This is a genomic window from Streptomyces sp. NPDC001714 (assembly GCF_042892755.1).
Taxonomy (GTDB): domain Bacteria; phylum Actinomycetota; class Actinomycetes; order Streptomycetales; family Streptomycetaceae; genus Streptomyces.
Map to the genome: position 1 here is coordinate 65,548 of NZ_JBIAUL010000032.1, position 15,757 is coordinate 81,304.

Below are 15,757 nucleotides of genomic sequence, written 5' to 3' on the forward strand. Positions count from 1 at the left end.
GGACGACCGGCTGGACGACGCCCCGATGACCGACTCACCTCCCACAGCAGCAGACGACGCACTGCCACCCCACGGACCATCAAGGTCCGCCGAGAACCCGCAGCCTGCCGACGAACGCCCGCATCCCCACCGCCCCCTCGCGGCCGCCGACAGCGCGCAGCCTCCCCACGGCCCACCCGCGGCCGCCGACGGCGCTCAGCCCCCACCGGGGCCACCCGCACCCGACACTGATAGCTGCACGGGTGGTGCGGGTGGGAACCCCAATCCGGCCGAAGGCCGGGTACCAACCACCCACCCGCACTCGGCGACGCACGGCCTCCACGCCCACCTCGTCGTCACCCGCTCCACCTTCCACCTGGACATCACCCTCACAGCCGCCCCCGGCGAGGTCGTCGCCCTCCTCGGCCCCAACGGCGCGGGCAAAACCACCGCCCTCCGCGCCCTCGCCGGCCTGACCCCCCTCACCACCGGCCACCTCCACCTCGACGGCACGGAGTTGAATCGCACGCCCCCCGAATCCCGCCCGGTGGGCGTCGTCTTCCAGGACTACCTCCTCTTCCCCCACCTCACGGCCCTCGACAACGTCGCCTTCGGCCCCCGCTGCCAAGGCATGGCGAAGGCCGAGGCCCGTACCCAGGCGGCCGCCTGGCTGGACCGTATGGGCCTCGCCGAACACGCCGGCGTCAAACCCCGCCGCCTCTCCGGCGGCCAGGCCCAGCGCGTCGCGCTGGCCCGCGCCCTGGCCACCCGCCCCCGCCTGCTGCTCCTTGACGAACCCCTCGCCGCCCTCGACGCCCGCACCCGCCTGGAGGTACGGTCCCAACTCCGCCGCCACCTGGCCGAGTTCGAGGCGGTCGCGGTCCTGGTCACACACGATCCGCTGGACGCCATGGTGCTGGCCGACCGCCTGATCGTCATCGAGGACGGCCGGGTCGTCCAGGAGGGCACGCCCGCCGACATCGCCCGCCACCCCCGCACCGACTACATCGCCCACCTGGTCGGCCTCAACCTCTACCGGGGCCGGGCCGAGGGCCACACGGTCCAGCTCGCCGCGGGCCCCGCGATCACCACCACCGAAGTCCTCGCCGGTGACGTCTTCGTCGCGTTCCCGCCGAGCGCCGTCACCCTCTTCCGGGACCGTCCCACGGGCGCCAGCGCCCGCAACCTCTGGCGCTGCGAGGTCGCCGGCCTGGAGACCCACGGCGACCAGATCCGCGCCGACCTGACCGGCGAACTCGCCCTCGCCGCCGACCTCACCACGGTCGCCGCCGCAGAGCTGGACCTGCACCCGGGCGCCACGGTCTGGGCGACGGTGAAGGCGACCCAGACACACGCCTACCCGGCGTGAAAGCAGGAGGCCCCGCCGAAGCGGGGCCTCCCTCACACCCTGTGCATCAGTCCTCGTACGCGTCCAGCGGCGGGCAGGAGCACACCAGGTTCCGGTCGCCGAAGGCCTGGTCGATCCGGCGCACCGGCGGCCAGTACTTGTCGGCGGCGGACACCCCGGCGGGGAAGACGGCCTCCTCCCGGCCGTACGCGTGCTTCCACTCGCCGCCCAGCGCGCCGGCGGTGTGCGGAGCGCCGCGCAGCGGGTTGTCGTCGGCGGGCCACTCCCCCGCCCCGACCTTGTCGATCTCCGCCCGGATGGCGATCATCGCCTCGCAGAACCGGTCCAGCTCGCCGAGGTCCTCGGACTCGGTCGGCTCGATCATCAGCGTGCCGGCCACCGGGAAGGACATCGTCGGCGCGTGGAACCCGTAGTCGATGAGCCGCTTGGCGACGTCGTCGACGCTCACTCCGGTCGCCTTGGTCAGCGGCCGCAGGTCGATGATGCACTCGTGCGCGACCAGCCCACCGGGCCCGGTGTAGAGCACGGGGAAGTGCGGCTCCAGCCGCTTCGCGACGTAGTTGGCGCTGAGCACGGCCACCTGCGTGGCCCGCTTCAGCCCCTCGCCGCCCATGAGCCGGACGTACGCCCACGAGATCGGCAGGATCCCCGCGGACCCCCACGGCGCGGCCGAGATGGGCCCCACGCCCGTCTCCGGCCCGGCGGCGGGCTGCAGCGGGTGGTTCGGCAGGTACGGCGCCAGGTGGGCCCGTACGGCAACCGGACCGACACCCGGACCGCCGCCGCCGTGCGGGATGCAGAAGGTCTTGTGCAGGTTGAGGTGGGAGACGTCGCCGCCGAAGTGCCCCGGCTTGGCGACCCCGACCAGGGCGTTGAGGTTGGCACCGTCGACGTACACCTGGCCGCCGGCCTCGTGCACCTGCGCGCAGATGTCGGCGACGTGCTCCTCGAAGACCCCGTGCGTGGACGGGTAGGTGATCATCAGCACGGCGAGCTCGTCACGGTGCTGCTCGATCTTCGCCCGCAGGTCGGCGACGTCGATCTCGCCGTCCTCGGCGGTCTTCACGACGACGACCTTCATGCCCGCCATCACGGCACTCGCGGCATTGGTCCCATGGGCGGACGACGGGATCAGGCACACGGTCCGCTGCGCGTCGCCGTTGGCGCGGTGGTACGCGCGTACGGCGAGCAGCCCGGCGAGCTCGCCCTGCGATCCGGCGTTGGGCTGCAGCGACACCTTGTCGTACCCGGTGACCTCGGCGAGCCGCTCCTCCAGCTCCCGGATCAGGGTCAGGTAGCCCTGCGCCTGCTCGGCGGGCGCGAACGGGTGCAGCTGGCCGAACTCGGGCCAGGTGACCGGCTCCATCTCGGTGGTCGCGTTGAGCTTCATGGTGCAGGAGCCCAGCGGGATCATGCCGCGGTCCAGCGCGTAGTCCCGGTCGGCGAGCCTGCGCAGGTAGCGGAGCATCGCGGTCTCGGAGCGATGCTGCTGGAAGACGGGGTGGGTGAGGTAGCCGTCGGCGCGCAGCAGCGCCTCGGGCAGCGTGTCCTCGGTGACGGCGTCCAGTTCCTCGACGTCGCCCTCGACGCCGAAGGCCGTCCACACGGCGCTCAGCTGGGCGCGGGTGGTGGTCTCGTCGCAGGCCATGGAGACGTGGTCGGCGTCGACGAGCCGCAGGTTGACACCGCCCTGGCGGGCGGCGGCGACGATCTCGGCGGCCTTGCCGGGCACGCGCGCGGTGAGGGTGTCGAAGTAGGCGGCGTGGACGATCTCGACCCCGCCGGCCGTGAGGCCCGCGGCGAGGATCGTGGCGTAGCGGTGCGTGCGCTGCGCGATGGTCTTGAGGCCCTCGGGCCCGTGGTAGACGGCGTACATGCCGGCCATCACGGCGAGCAGCACCTGCGCGGTGCAGATGTTGCTGGTGGCCTTCTCCCGCCGGATGTGCTGCTCACGGGTCTGCAGCGCCAGCCGGTACGCCTTGTTCCCGTCCGCGTCCACGGAGACGCCCACGAGCCGCCCGGGCAGGCTGCGCGCGAACTTCTCGCGCACCGCCATGTAGCCGGCGTGCGGCCCGCCGAAGCCCATCGGCACACCGAACCGCTGGGTGGTGCCGACGGCGATGTCCGCCCCGAGCTCCCCGGGCGAGGTCAGCAGGGTCAGTGCGAGCAGATCTGCGGCGACGGTGACGAGCGCGCCGGCTTCGTGCGCCTGCTCGACGACGGCCTTGACGTCGCGTACGGCACCGGAGGCGCCCGGGTACTGGATCAGCACGCCGTTGATCTCACGCCCGGCGAGGTCCGCCGGAATACCGTCGGCGAGATCGGCGACCACGACCTCCACGCCCGTCGGCTCGGCCCGGGTCTGGATCACGGCGATGGTCTGCGGCAGCGCGTCCGCGTCGACGACGAAGACGCCCTTCTTGTTCTTGCCCATGCGCAGCGACAGGGCCATGGCCTCGGCGGCGGCCGTGCCCTCGTCGAGCAGCGAGGCACCGGAGGTGGGCAGCCCGGTGAGGTCGGCGACCACGGTCTGGAAGTTCAGCAGCGCTTCCAGCCGGCCCTGGGAGATCTCCGGCTGGTACGGCGTGTAGGCCGTGTACCAGGCGGGATTCTCCATCACGTTGCGCAGGATGACGGGCGGCGTGAAGGTCCCGTAGTACCCCAGGCCGATCATCGAGTCGAGCACCTGGTTCCGGTCGGCCAGCGACCGCAGCTCGGCCAGCACCTCGGCCTCGGTCCGGGCGCCGGGCAGCTCGAGCCGGTCGGCGTTCTTGATCACGTCCGGCACGGCGGCGGCGGTCAGCTCGTCCAGCGAGCCGTAGCCGACCTGGGCGAGCATCTTGGCCCGAGCCTCGTGGTCGGGGCCGATATGGCGCTGCTCGAAGGGAATACCCTGCTCGAGATCGGAGAGCGGAATGCGCTGGGCGGTCATTGCGGAGGCCTCCTGGTCTGACGCGACCTTCGAGGGGTACCCCGGCACGGGTACCCCGACGGCCTCCCCCTCTGTCATCTGACCTGAGAGCTTCGCCAGTGCGCCCTTGCGGACCACCGGCTTTCACCGTCGGTGAGAGCGGACGCCGTCGACGTCCGCCCTGCTTTCCAGAGTGACCTCGTCCGTGCGGTACGTGAGCCTGAGAGATTCCGGGGAGGATTTGCTCCTTCGGCGCCTCCGGTTGCCCGAAGGACTCTCCCGCACGGGGTCAGCAGCCGACTGCCAGCCTACCAGCGAGGGCAACGCACGGGCCTTCGAGTGGCCGCCTCCTTGAATGTGCTCTTTTGTAGTGCTTACGGATGAGTTGCGACCAAGTGGAGGGCCCGTGCAGACCGACATCGATCCGCGCAACCTGATCGGCCGCAAGGCGTTCGACCGCAACGGCACGAAGATCGGCACGATCGACGAGGTGTACCTCGACGACGCGACGGGCGTGCCGGAGTGGGCGGCCATACGCACCGGCCTGTTCTCCCGGGACGCCTTCGTCCCCCTGGAGCCCAGCGAACTGGTCGAGGGCACCCTGCAGGTCCCCTTCGACCGCGCCCTGATCAAAGACGCCCCCGACTTCGGCGTGGGCCGCCACCTCTCCCCGGAACAGGAACTCCAGCTCTACCACCACTACGGCCTGGACACGACCGCCGCACCGCGGGCCCATCCGGACCACGACTTCGGCAAACTGGCGGGAACCGAGGACGCGGGGGCGTGAGGCCGACGCCGGGTGCGGTCGTGGTTCGGCTGCGGGCGGGTGGGGGCTGGTGGTCGCGCAGTCCCTCCCCCAGTCTTCGGCCGGGGGTACCCCCAGCGCCCGTGACGGGACGCGGCTGGGCAGCGCCCCACATCGCCCCGGGCAGCGTCGCAGCTACTCGGCCGCGGGCAGGCGTGCCTCCCCCAGTACCTCAAGGGCCTGGGAGGTGCCCCCAGGCGGCACGGGTGGGCGATGGGGGTCCCCCCGCGCGAGCGAAGCCGAGCGTGGGGGAGGCACCCGGCCAGCGCCGGTAAGCGTCCCCACCCCGACCCCCACCCCGACCCCAGCCCCAGCCCCAGCCCACGGTCACGTGCGCACCCCGTCCACCGAAATCCCCGGCACCAGCGGCAACGGATCAGCCGGCTCCAGCTCAGGGTCGTCGACCCGAAACGTCCGCACTCTCCCGGGCCCCGCCGCCCCCGGCGTCTCGAACCGCACCGTCACCCGCCCCAGCCCACTCCCCTGCACCCATCCGTGTCCGTACTCGGCGTGCCGCACATCGTGCCCCGCGGGCCACCGCCGCTCGGCGACCGCCTCCTGCTCGGCGACCGGCTCCGCGACGTCCTCCTCCGCCGAAGACTCGGCCGCCCCCTCCGCCCCCGCCGCCGCCTGCGCGAACAGGTCCTCCTGCGTGTAGTCGGCCAGCCCCGAGACCCCCACCCCCAGCAGTCGCACACCCCCGGTCGTGTCCACCGAGTCCAGCAACCGCGCGGCCGCCTCCCGCACCACCGCCGGGTCGTCGGTCGGCCCTCTGAGCGTCTCGGACCGGGTGAGCGTCGAGAAGTCGTACCGCCGCACCTTCAGCACGATGGTCCGCCCCGACAGTCCGGCCCCGCGCAGCCGCCGCACGCACCGGTCGGCCAGCCGCTGCACCTCGAGGCCCACCCGCAGCCGGTCGTGGATGTCCACGTCGTAGGTGTCCTCGACCGACACCGACTTCGTCTCCCGCTCGGCGACCACGGGCCGCTCGTCGTGCGCGAGCGCCATCGCGTACAGCGCGTGCCCGTGAGCCTTGCCGAGCAGCCGTACCAGCTCGTCCTCCCCCGCCTCGGCGATCTCGGCGACCGTGGTGATCCCGGCCCGCCGCAGATGGTCCCCCGTCGCCGGCCCCACCCCCGGCAGGGTCCGCACCGTCATCGGCCCCAGCATCGCCCGCTCCGTACCCGGCTCGATCAGCACCAGCCCGTCCGGCTTGGCCTGCTCGGAGGCGATCTTCGCGAGCATCTTTGAGGCGGCGAGCCCGACGGACCCGGAGAGCCCCGTGACGGCCCGTATGTCCGCGCGCAGCCTCTCCCCCACCAGCCGCGCCGACGCCGCGTCCCAGGCCACCTCACCGGCCTCCAGATCCACGAACGCCTCGTCCAGGCTGAGCGGCTCCACCAGCGGCGAGAGCCCCCGCAGCAGCCCCATCACCTGCTCACTGATCGACCGGTACAGCCCGAAGCGCGGCACCAGATACGCGGCGTTCGGCGCCAGCCGCCGTGCCTGCCCCATCGGCATCGCGGAGTGCACCCCGAACACGCGGGCCTCGTACGACGCGGTGGCCACCACACCGCGCGGTCCGAGCCCGCCCACGACCACCGCCTTCCCGCGCAGGCTCGGCTTGGACGCCTGCTCCACCGAGGCGAAGAAGGCATCCATGTCGAGATGCAGGATCGTGGGCGCGTCTCTCACATCTCCGATGCTGCACCACACCACTGACAATGCCCCGGCACGGACCCGTGCCGGGGCATCGGAAGAAGTCCAGGGGCCCTCGGGCCAGGCTTTCAGACCGCCCGGTTGCGCCGCCGGGCCAGTTCGTCGGCGGGGTTGTGGCCGACGAGCGTCTCCCCGGTGTCGACCCGCTCGCCGTGCAGCTGGGAGAGCGCGCTCTCCACGTCCCGCCACACCACGCCGACCGCGATCCCGAAGATGCCCTGACCGCCCTGGAGCAGGGCGTGGACCTCGTCGGGCGAGGTGCACTCGTAGACCGTGGCGCCGTCACTCATCAGGGTCATGCGCTCCAGGTCACGGAAACCGCGTTCCCTCAGATGCTGGACGGCGGTGCGGATGTTCTGGAGAGAGACCCCGGTGTCCAGGAACCGCTTGACGATCTTCAGGACGACGACGTCCCGGAAGCTGTACAGACGCTGGGTGCCCGACCCGTAGGCGGGCCGCACGCTGGGCTCGACCAGGCCGGTGCGGGCCCAGTAGTCGAGCTGCCGGTAGGTGATGCCGGCCGCCGCACAGGCCGTGGGCCCGCGGTAGCCGATCTCCTCGGTGGCCATGGACGCCGCCCCTCCGCCGCTCGGCACTGCGGTCGGCCGCTGCGGAGCGTGACCGGCAGTGCTGCTGTGAAGCGGGGACGGACCGCTCTCCCCGAAACCGCGTCCGGGGGCACCCCCAGCCAAACCGTCGCCGCTGCTTCTCACGCCGACCTCCGTCCTTGACCTGCCTTCTCGACGGTAGGCAGTCACCAGGGGTGCGTCAACGATCGCCACACTCGGCACGCCGAGTGATAATCACCCTAGGAGTGGTTTCCCGTGCCCCACCGCGGGGAAAGGCTAGCCGAATGCTCTGGCAGGAAGCCGTAGGACGCTCTCAATGGCCGCTGGCAATTGCCCATGAGTTTCGGCCGTGACCAGCTGCAAACCGGCCCATCACCGACCTTCCGGTGGGTGACGGGCCGCTCTGGTCCCTCACTGGCTGCTGGTGCCGAAGTCCTCGGGCGAGATCTGGTCGAGGAACTCGCGGAACTTCTCCACCTCGTCCTCCTGCTCGTCCGGGATCGCGATGCCCGCGTCGTCCAGCACCGTGTCACTGCCGTAGATCGGCGTTCCGGTGCGCAGCGCCAGCGCTATGGCGTCGGACGGACGGGCGCTCACCTCGACCCCGCTGGCGAAGACCAGCTCCGCGTAGAAGACGCCCTCACGCAGGTCCGTGATGCGCACTTCGGTGAGCTCCTGGCCGACGGCTTCCAGCACGTCCTTGAACAGGTCGTGGGTCAGCGGCCTGGCAGGCGCCATGCCCTGCTGGGCGAACGCGATCGCCGTCGCCTCCCCCGGCCCGATCCAGATGGGGAGGTAACGGTCGCCTCCCACTTCGCGCAGGAGCACGATCGGTTGGTTGGAGGGCATTTCCACCCGGACACCTACGACATCGAGCTCGTTCACACAGCAACCCTAGGCCGTGCCCGGGACGTTTGGGTAGTCGGGCCGGGAACGCGCGCCCGATCCGGCCTCGGCGCGGGTCCTGTCGTGGTACTCACGGCAGCCGTACCCCGAGCGCGGTCTGCACCAGCGCGGAGTGCAGCTTCACCGTGAGCGCGGCCAGCTCCTTCGTACGGGCCTCCGCATGGGCCCTGGTCTGCGGGTTGCGGTGCCGCTTGAGCGGCGCCACCACCTGGTCCACCAGGCCGGCCTCCCGGTCGGCGGCGGCCTTCATCACCCGCAGATGGCGCGGCTCGATCCCGAACCGGCCCAGCTCGGCCACGAGCGAGGCCACGGTGACCGTCTCGGCGTCGTACACGCCGTCCTCCAGCGGAGCGATCAGTCCGTACGACTCCCACTCGGCGAGGCAGTTCTCGTCGATGTCGGCGGCCGCGAGCAGCTCGTCCCGGCCGATCCGCGCCACCGTGGGCGCCTCGGGAGCCGTCGGCACCGCCTCGCCGTCCCGCTGCCGCCCCAGCACGGGCAGCTGTACCGCCTCGCCGCGCTCCATGGCGTCCAGGTACTCCCGGATGACCTTGAGCGGCAGATAGTGGTCCCGCTGCATCCGCAGGACGTGGCCGAGGCGCTCCACGTCCGCGGCACTGAACTTCCGATACCCGGAAGGGGTACGGCGCGGCTCGATGAGCCCCTCCGATTCCAGGAAACGGATCTTGGAGATGGTGACTTCGGGGAACTCGTCGCGCAGCACGTTCAGCACCGTGCCGATGCTCATCAGCCCGGGTTCCGTGGCGGCGGTGCCGTGACCGGTACCGCCGCTCGGTGTGTGCAGCATGGACCTTCTTCCCTGGAGTCCTCCAGGCGAGCTCCGGAGGGTCAGATGCCCTGCCGGCTCGCGTAGAAGACCAGCCGGTACTTGCCGATCTGGACCTCGTCACCGTTCGACAGAGCGACCTGGTCGATGCGCTCCCGGTTGACGTACGTGCCGTTGAGGCTGCCGACGTCGGCCACCGTGAACGAACCGTCCGGCTGGCGGCGGAACTCCACGTGCCGACGCGAGACCGTCACGTCGTCCAGGAAGATGTCGCTCTGCGGGTGACGGCCGGCCGTGGTCAGGTCGCTGTCCAGCAGGAACCGGCTGCCCGAGTTGGGGCCTCGACGGACGACCAGCAGCGCGGAGCCGAGCGGCAGCGCGTCGACCGCCGCCTGCGCCTCGGGAGAGAGCGACGGCATCTGGGTCTGGCCGGTGACCTCGGCGTCGTAGGCCTCTAGACCGGAGATCGAGATCGTGGACGTCGTCTCCGACGCACGCTCGGGGACGGCGCCCGCGCGCAGCGGGGCTCCGCAGTTGGAACAGAAGCGGGCGTTCTCCGCGTTGCGGTTACCGCACCTCGTACAAACCAGGGCCGACATGGACGGATCCTCCTGCCGCGGCTGCCCCGCCGGGGCGTTGGACGCGTACGGGCCGGAGGCGAACCCTCCACCCGCACCTGAGGTTGACGGTTGCCCGAAACCTATGCCGCCGGACTGGGACGGGTCAACTGACGGCGCGCCCTGACCTCCCGAAATGTCACCCCCCGGACCAGCCACCTGGTCCCGGAACAGCGGGCGCTGGCCCTCCGCGTCGGGCTGCGCCCGATGGCGAGCGGTCGCGTTGTCGCTACCCTCTCGCGCGCTCTTGCCGAACAACTTCGCAAACAACTTCACGGGCGATTCCCCTTGACCGAAACAGACCCGCCCGTGGGGCAGGACGAACCCTGACTGAATAAACCGGCCGACCCGGACAACCACACAACGTCCGTATCCACCAGACAGTTTCCACCACGCACCGGTTCCCCGGTGCGCCGACCCCCCGCATCCTCATGCCCTCGCCGGATGTCCGCCATGCACCGCCGGTTCACTGTGAGGACGACCGAGCGTAGTCAGGCTGCTTGGCCGGTCGCAAGGCATCCACGACGATCTTGGTGGATCGCTCGACGGTCACAGTCGCCTGTTCCTTCTCGAGGGTCTGCACCACGCCTCCGGGGATGTTGAGGGCCGGTTCGAGGTCCTGCGGCTTGCCGATCACCTTGAAAACGAAGGGCTGGGTGATCTTGTTCCCGTCGACGCTCACGCTCTTCCCGGAGTCGGTGAGGTAGGTGCCGGCGATCACCCGGACCCCGTTGACCTGGATCGCCTCCGCACCGGCCGCGCGCAGCTCCTGGATCGCGTCGAGCAGCATGTCCGCCTGCACCGTCCCCTTCGGATCGTCGACCGTCATCGTGATGCCAGGGCCCTGAGCCGCCACGGTGCCCGCGAGAATACCGAGTTGCCGCTCCTTCTCGGCCGTCTGCTTGCGGGCCTCCGCCGCCTGGTCGGAGCTGCTCTGCAACTCCTGGCGCTGCTTCTCGAGTCCTGTCTTCTCGTCCTCAAGACGCTGAGTACGGTCGTCCAGTTCATCGAGGATGCGGACAAGATCTTCCTGCCGGGCCCCGCGCAACGCGCTGTCGCTGTCGCTGTTCGACGCCACCTGCACGGCGAGCCCGAATCCGAGCCCGAACAGCAGCACGGCGACGATCAGTTGGGCCCTGCTCACGCGTGGCGGCCACAGCCCCTGCACCAGCCTCTCGCGGCCGGTCACCTTGGCCTCCGGCTCCGGCGCGACGGCGGACTCGGCGTCCGGCCCCGCGGCGGGCACCTCGGCCGGGAGTTCCCTGCGCAGCCGGTGCTCCGGCTCCTTCTCGTGCTCGCCCATGCCGCTCACGCCCGGAAGACGTGCCGCCGGATCGCCGCGGCGTTGGAGAAGATACGGATACCGAGGACCACCACGACCCCCGTGGACAGCTGCGAACCCACACCCAGCTTGTCGCCGAGGAAGACGATCAGCGCGGCCACCACCACGTTGGACAGGAACGACACCACGAAGACCTTGTCGTCGAAGATCCCGTCCAGCATGGCCCGCAGACCGCCGAAGACGGCGTCGAGCGCCGCGACGACGGCGATCGGCAGATACGGCTCGACGACCGCCGGAACCTCAGGCCGGACCAACAGTCCGGCCACGACGCCCACGACGAGGCCAAGTACGGCGATCACGATGTGCCCTTCTCAGTCTTCTCGGTGTACGGCTGCGCCGTACGTACGATCACGCTGGGCGCGGCGGGCAACCGGACGTCACTCTCCGTGGAGATCGTCGCCCGGATGTCGAAGTTCTCCTCCAGCGCATGCAGGTACAGCCCGTCGGGGCTGTCCTGGAACCTGGAGCCGAGCCTCTCCCCGTCCCCCACCGCCAGCACCGTGTACGGCGGCACCAGCGGCCTGTTGTCGACAAGTATCGCGTCCCCCGCGGCCCTGATCGCGGACAGGGCCGTCAGCCGCTGCCCGTTGATCGAGACCGCCTCGGCGCCCGAAGCCCACAGCCCGTTGACGACGCGCTGCATGTCATGGTCCCGCACCCGGCCGGTGTCGGAGAAACCGGAGGTCTCCCGGGGATTGTCGGCGTCGCCGCCCGACGAGGCCTCCTTGGCGTCGTTCACCACCAGCTTCACGCCGGGGCCGTGCACGGCGGTGGCGCCCGACAGGAGATCCACCAGGTCCGCCTGCCCGCTGCCGCCGCTCTCCTTCAGAGCGGCGCGCTGACGGGCGCTGACGTCGTCCCGCAGCTTGTCGACATCGGTCTCCAGCTTGTCCGCGGCCGCCGTCTCCCGGTCGATCCGGTCGATGAGCTCCTGGCGCTCCTTGGCCACCACGGGGGCCGTCACACGCGCCTGCGCCGCCCCCACGGTCACCACGAGGGCCGCCAGCACCAGACCGCCGGCGAGGCCCAGCCTGGCCCGAAGGGTCTTCGGCATGCCGCCGTCCTCCCCCTGGGCCCGCTTCCGCGCGGCCGCCTCGGCATACCCGTCGTCGAGGCTGTGGTCCATGACGTTGGTGATCAACGACATGGAGGCGTCCGGGCGCGACGGCCGGGAGACGCTGCTCCGAACGGGGGGTTGCTGCGGCATGCCGCACATCGTCGCACGTCGCGACCAGTACCTCCGAACGGCCCCACCGGCGTGCCGGACCGGCCCCCGTGGGGACACGTGTCCGGCACGCACGCGTGCAGCGGTTTTTACCGTCCGGCGCTGTCCACCGTCGCCGACCACTCGTCCAACAGAGCCTGCGCGGACGCGTCGTCGGGCCCTTCGGCCCACAGATGGGTGACCGCCTCGGCCGGGTCGGGCAGCACCATCACCCAGCGCCCGTCGGTCTCCACGACCCGCACCCCGTCGGTCGTGTCGACGAACCGGTCACCGGCCGCCTCGACGACACGCCGCATGACCAGCCCCTTGACAGCCCACGGGGTGGCCAGGTCCCGCTTGAGGACGTGCGCCTTCGGGATCCGGGCGTCGATCTGGCTCAGCGTGAGCTGCGTCCGCGCCACCAGACCGATCAGCCGTACGAACGCGGCCGTACCGTCGTAGACACTGCTGAACTCCGGAACGATGAACCCGCCCTTGCCGTCACCGCCGAAGATGGTTCCTTCCTCGCGCCCCACACGCGTGAGGTCGTCGGGAGAGGTGGTCGTCCACTCGACCTGGGTGCCGTGGTACGCCGCCACCTGCTCGGCGATCCGGGTCGTGGTGACCGGGAGCGCCACACGGCCGCTGCGCCGCTCGGCGGCGACCAGGTCGAGCATCACCAGGAGCGCACGGTCGTCCTCGATGATGCGGCCCTTCTCGTCCACCAGGGACAGCCGCTCACCGACCGGGTCGAACCGCACACCGAACGCGGCCCCGGACGACGCCACGATCTCACCGAGCCGCACCAGCCCGGCCCGCCGCTGGTCGGCGGTCTCCGTGGGCCTCGCCTCGTTCAGGCCGGGGTTGATGGTCAACGAGTCCACACCGAGCTTGCCTAGCAGGCTCGGCAGCACGAGCCCGGCGCTGCCGTTGGAGGCGTCCACGACGACCTTGAGGCCGGATTCGGCGACCCCGGTCGTGTCGACGTTCCGCAGCAGCGACCCGGTGTACGAGTCGAAGACGCTGGCCGGGAAATAGAGGTCACCGATCTCACCGGGGAACGCGCGCCGGTACTCCTGCCGCGCGAAGATCCGGTCCAGCTTGCGCTGGCTGGCCTGGGACAGGTCGGCGCCCTGCCCGTCGAAGAACATGATGTCGACAGAGTCCGGCACCCCGGGCGAGGTCCGGATCATGATGCCGCCGGCACTGCCCCGCCCGGTCTGCTGCCGCGCCACGGGCAACGGCACGTTCTCCAGGTCGCGTACGTCGATGGCACTGGCCTGGAGCGCGGAGATCACCGCCCGCTTGAGCGCACGGGCACCACGGGAGTGGTCACGGGCCGTCGTGACGGTGGACCCCTTCTTCAGGGTGGTGGCATACGCGCCGGCCAGCCGTACGGCCAGTTCCGGCGTGATCTCGACGTTCAGGATCCCGGACACGCCCCTGGCGCCGAACAGGTGAGCCTGTCCCCGGGACTCCCAGATCACCGAGGTGTTGACGAAGGCACCGGCCTCGATGGTCTTGAAGGGATAGACCCGGACATTGCCCTGAACGATCGATTCTTCACCGATCAGGCACTCGTCACCGATGACCGCCCCGTCCTCGATCCGCGCGGCCCGCATGATGTCGGTGTTCTTCCCGACCACACAGCCCCGCAGATTGCTGTGCTGCCCGACGTACACGTTGTCGTGGACGACGGCTCGGTGCAGGAAGGCGCCGCTTTTCACAACGACGTTGGATCCGACGACGGTGTGCTCCCGGAGTTCCGCGCCGGCCTCGACCTTGGCGTAGTCACCGATGTACAACGGCCCACGCAGATCGGCATCCGCATGCACCTCGGCACCCTCGGCGACCCATACGCCCGGGGATATCTCGAAGCCGTCGATGTCGACGTCGACCTTCCCCTCAAGGACGTCGGCCTGCGCCTTCACGTACGACTCGTGGGTGCCCACGTCCTCCCAGTAGCCCTCGGCGACATAGCCGTAGACCGGCTTGCCTTCCTTCATCAGCTGCGGGAAGACATCGCCGGACCAGTCGACGGGAACGTCGGCCTCGACATAGTCGAAAACCTCGGGCTCCATGACATAGATGCCCGTGTTCACCGTGTCGGAGAAGACCTGACCCCAGGTCGGCTTCTCAAGGAAGCGCTCGACCTTGCCCTCTTCGTCGACGATGGTGATGCCGAATTCCAGCGGATTGGGCACACGCGTCAGACAGACCGTGACGAGTGCGCCCTTTGCCTTGTGGAAGTTGATCAGTTCGGTGAGGTCGAAGTCGGTCAGCGCATCGCCGGAGATGACGAGGAAAGCATCGTCCTTCAACGCCTCTTCGGCGTTCTTGACGCTTCCGGCGGTACCGAGTGGCTTCTCCTCGTTGGCATAAGTGAGCTCCATACCGAGCTCCTCGCCGTCCCCGAAGTAGTTCTTGACCAGCGATGCCAGGAACTGCACAGTGACGACGGTCTCGGTGAGCCCATGCCTTTTGAGCAGCCGTAGCACATGCTCCATGATCGGTCGGTTGACGACCGGAAGGAGTGGCTTGGGCATGCTGGAGGTCATGGGGCGAAGGCGTGTGCCTTCACCACCGGCCATCACGACGGCCTTCATGTCGGAAGCGTCCTCCTCTAAGAGATGACGGTCTAGCCGACTTCACCCGTCCAGATTGTCCCGCACTTTTCCGCCGCGGGCCATCGAGAGCAATCGAGGGGCGACTACGTCCGGACAATCGCCGGGCTCAGTCGGCTGTGGCGTCCGCGCGGACGAGGCGGCGGACTTGCACCATGTAGAGCACTCCTGCCCACCAATAGAGCGTTGTACCCCATCCTGCGAACGCCCATCCGAAAATAGCAGCGAGTGACGAGATCCAGCCGCTTCCGTCACTGAGGAGCAGGAGCGGGAACGCGTACATCAGATTGAAGGTCGCGGCCTTGCCCAGGAAGTTCACCTGGGGCGGCGGATAGCCGTGCCGGCGGAGGATGCCCACCATCACCAGCAGAACCAGCTCACGCAGCAGCAGCACGGCCGTCAGCCAGAGCGGCAGGATCTCGCGCCAGGTGAGCCCCAGCAGTGTCGACAGGACGTAGAGCCGGTCCGCGGCCGGGTCCAGCAGCCGGCCGAGGCTGCTGATCTGGTTCCAGCGCCGGGCGAGCTTGCCGTCCAGGTAGTCGCTGACGCCGCTGAAGAGCAGCACCAGCAGGGCCCAGCCGTCACTCTTGGGCCCGCCGAACTCGGGCCTGAGGATCAACCACAGGAAGACGGGTACGCCGACCAGACGCGCCATGCTGAGGATGTTCGGGATGGTGAGGACGCGATCCGTCTGGACACGCGTCTCCTGGACCTCCACCCGGGGGCCTCCTGTGGTGGGAAACGAGCCAACTTTGCCCCCTGACCCTACCTCAACGCAAAAAAGCTCTGGCTCTTGGGCTTGTCGCCCAAGAGCCAGAGCTCTAAAAGGAGTTCGGCGGTGTCCTACTCTCCCACAGGGTCCCCCCTGCAGTACCATCGGCGCTGTGAGGCTTAGCTTCCGGGTTCGGAATGTAACCGGGCGTTT

The 15,757-nt window shown here is 70.0% G+C and carries 13 protein-coding genes, 1 rRNA gene and 1 riboswitch; of the genes, 2 read left to right on the forward strand and 12 right to left on the reverse strand.

Annotated features, from left to right (window positions below; genetic code table 11):
- Nucleotides 1–25: 25 nt before the first annotated feature.
- Nucleotides 26–1,348 (forward strand): ABC transporter ATP-binding protein, encoded by a 1,323-nt coding sequence (locus ACFY0P_RS47235; RefSeq protein ID WP_388928663.1) that lies wholly within the window; start codon nt 26–28, stop codon nt 1,346–1,348.
- A gap of 46 nt (nt 1,349–1,394) precedes the next feature.
- On the opposite strand, the gene gcvP is transcribed toward ACFY0P_RS47235, so the two are convergent.
- A complete protein-coding gene (gene gcvP, locus ACFY0P_RS47240) occupies nt 1,395–4,280 on the reverse strand; it encodes an aminomethyl-transferring glycine dehydrogenase (protein WP_388928665.1) in 2,886 nt (961 codons plus the stop codon).
- 177 nt (nt 4,281–4,457) lie between these two features.
- Nucleotides 4,458–4,551: riboswitch (glycine riboswitch) on the reverse strand.
- 114 nt (nt 4,552–4,665) lie between these two features.
- Between gcvP and ACFY0P_RS47245 the strand changes: the two genes are divergently transcribed.
- Nucleotides 4,666–5,046 carry a PRC-barrel domain-containing protein gene (locus ACFY0P_RS47245; RefSeq protein WP_388928667.1) on the forward strand — a complete coding sequence of 127 codons (381 nt, stop codon included), beginning with the start codon at nt 4,666–4,668 and terminating at the stop codon, nt 5,044–5,046.
- Between the two features lie 345 nt (nt 5,047–5,391).
- Here the strand turns inward: ACFY0P_RS47245 and ACFY0P_RS47250 are convergent, their stop codons facing one another.
- The 11 genes from ACFY0P_RS47250 to rrf form a co-directional block, all read right to left on the reverse strand.
- A complete protein-coding gene (locus ACFY0P_RS47250; protein ID WP_388928669.1) occupies nt 5,392–6,759 on the reverse strand; it encodes a DNA polymerase IV in 1,368 nt (455 codons plus the stop codon).
- A gap of 92 nt (nt 6,760–6,851) precedes the next feature.
- Nucleotides 6,852–7,496, reverse strand: coding sequence for a MerR family transcriptional regulator (locus ACFY0P_RS47255; protein ID WP_388928671.1), 645 nt, complete (start codon nt 7,494–7,496; stop codon nt 6,852–6,854).
- 267 nt (nt 7,497–7,763) lie between these two features.
- Nucleotides 7,764–8,237, reverse strand: a complete 474-nt coding sequence (locus ACFY0P_RS47260; protein WP_026253112.1) for a bifunctional nuclease family protein — start codon at nt 8,235–8,237, stop codon at nt 7,764–7,766.
- A gap of 91 nt (nt 8,238–8,328) precedes the next feature.
- Nucleotides 8,329–9,066, reverse strand: a complete 738-nt coding sequence (locus ACFY0P_RS47265; protein ID WP_388928673.1) for a MerR family transcriptional regulator — start codon at nt 9,064–9,066, stop codon at nt 8,329–8,331.
- A 41-nt stretch (nt 9,067–9,107) separates the two neighbouring features.
- Nucleotides 9,108–9,938, reverse strand: a complete 831-nt coding sequence (locus ACFY0P_RS47270) for an FHA domain-containing protein (RefSeq protein ID WP_355714625.1) — start codon at nt 9,936–9,938, stop codon at nt 9,108–9,110.
- A gap of 190 nt (nt 9,939–10,128) precedes the next feature.
- The gene (locus ACFY0P_RS47275; protein WP_388928685.1) at nt 10,129–10,965 is read right to left on the reverse strand and encodes a DUF881 domain-containing protein; all 837 of its coding nucleotides are present in this window, start codon (nt 10,963–10,965) and stop codon (nt 10,129–10,131) included.
- A gap of 5 nt (nt 10,966–10,970) precedes the next feature.
- Entirely contained in the window at nt 10,971–11,303 is a 333-nt protein-coding gene (locus tag ACFY0P_RS47280) for a small basic family protein (RefSeq protein WP_046727248.1), read from the reverse strand.
- Nucleotides 11,300–12,211, reverse strand: a complete 912-nt coding sequence (locus tag ACFY0P_RS47285) for a DUF881 domain-containing protein (protein ID WP_388928675.1) — start codon at nt 12,209–12,211, stop codon at nt 11,300–11,302. The genes ACFY0P_RS47280 and ACFY0P_RS47285 overlap by 4 nt, the downstream gene beginning before the upstream one ends.
- A gap of 107 nt (nt 12,212–12,318) precedes the next feature.
- Entirely contained in the window at nt 12,319–14,814 is a 2,496-nt protein-coding gene (locus ACFY0P_RS47290) for a mannose-1-phosphate guanyltransferase (protein WP_351961188.1), read from the reverse strand.
- 127 nt (nt 14,815–14,941) lie between these two features.
- Nucleotides 14,942–15,550, reverse strand: a complete 609-nt coding sequence (locus tag ACFY0P_RS47295) for a CDP-alcohol phosphatidyltransferase family protein (RefSeq protein ID WP_388928677.1) — start codon at nt 15,548–15,550, stop codon at nt 14,942–14,944.
- 112 nt (nt 15,551–15,662) lie between these two features.
- A 5S ribosomal RNA gene (rrf, locus tag ACFY0P_RS47300) occupies nt 15,663–15,757 on the reverse strand; the annotation flags it as partial.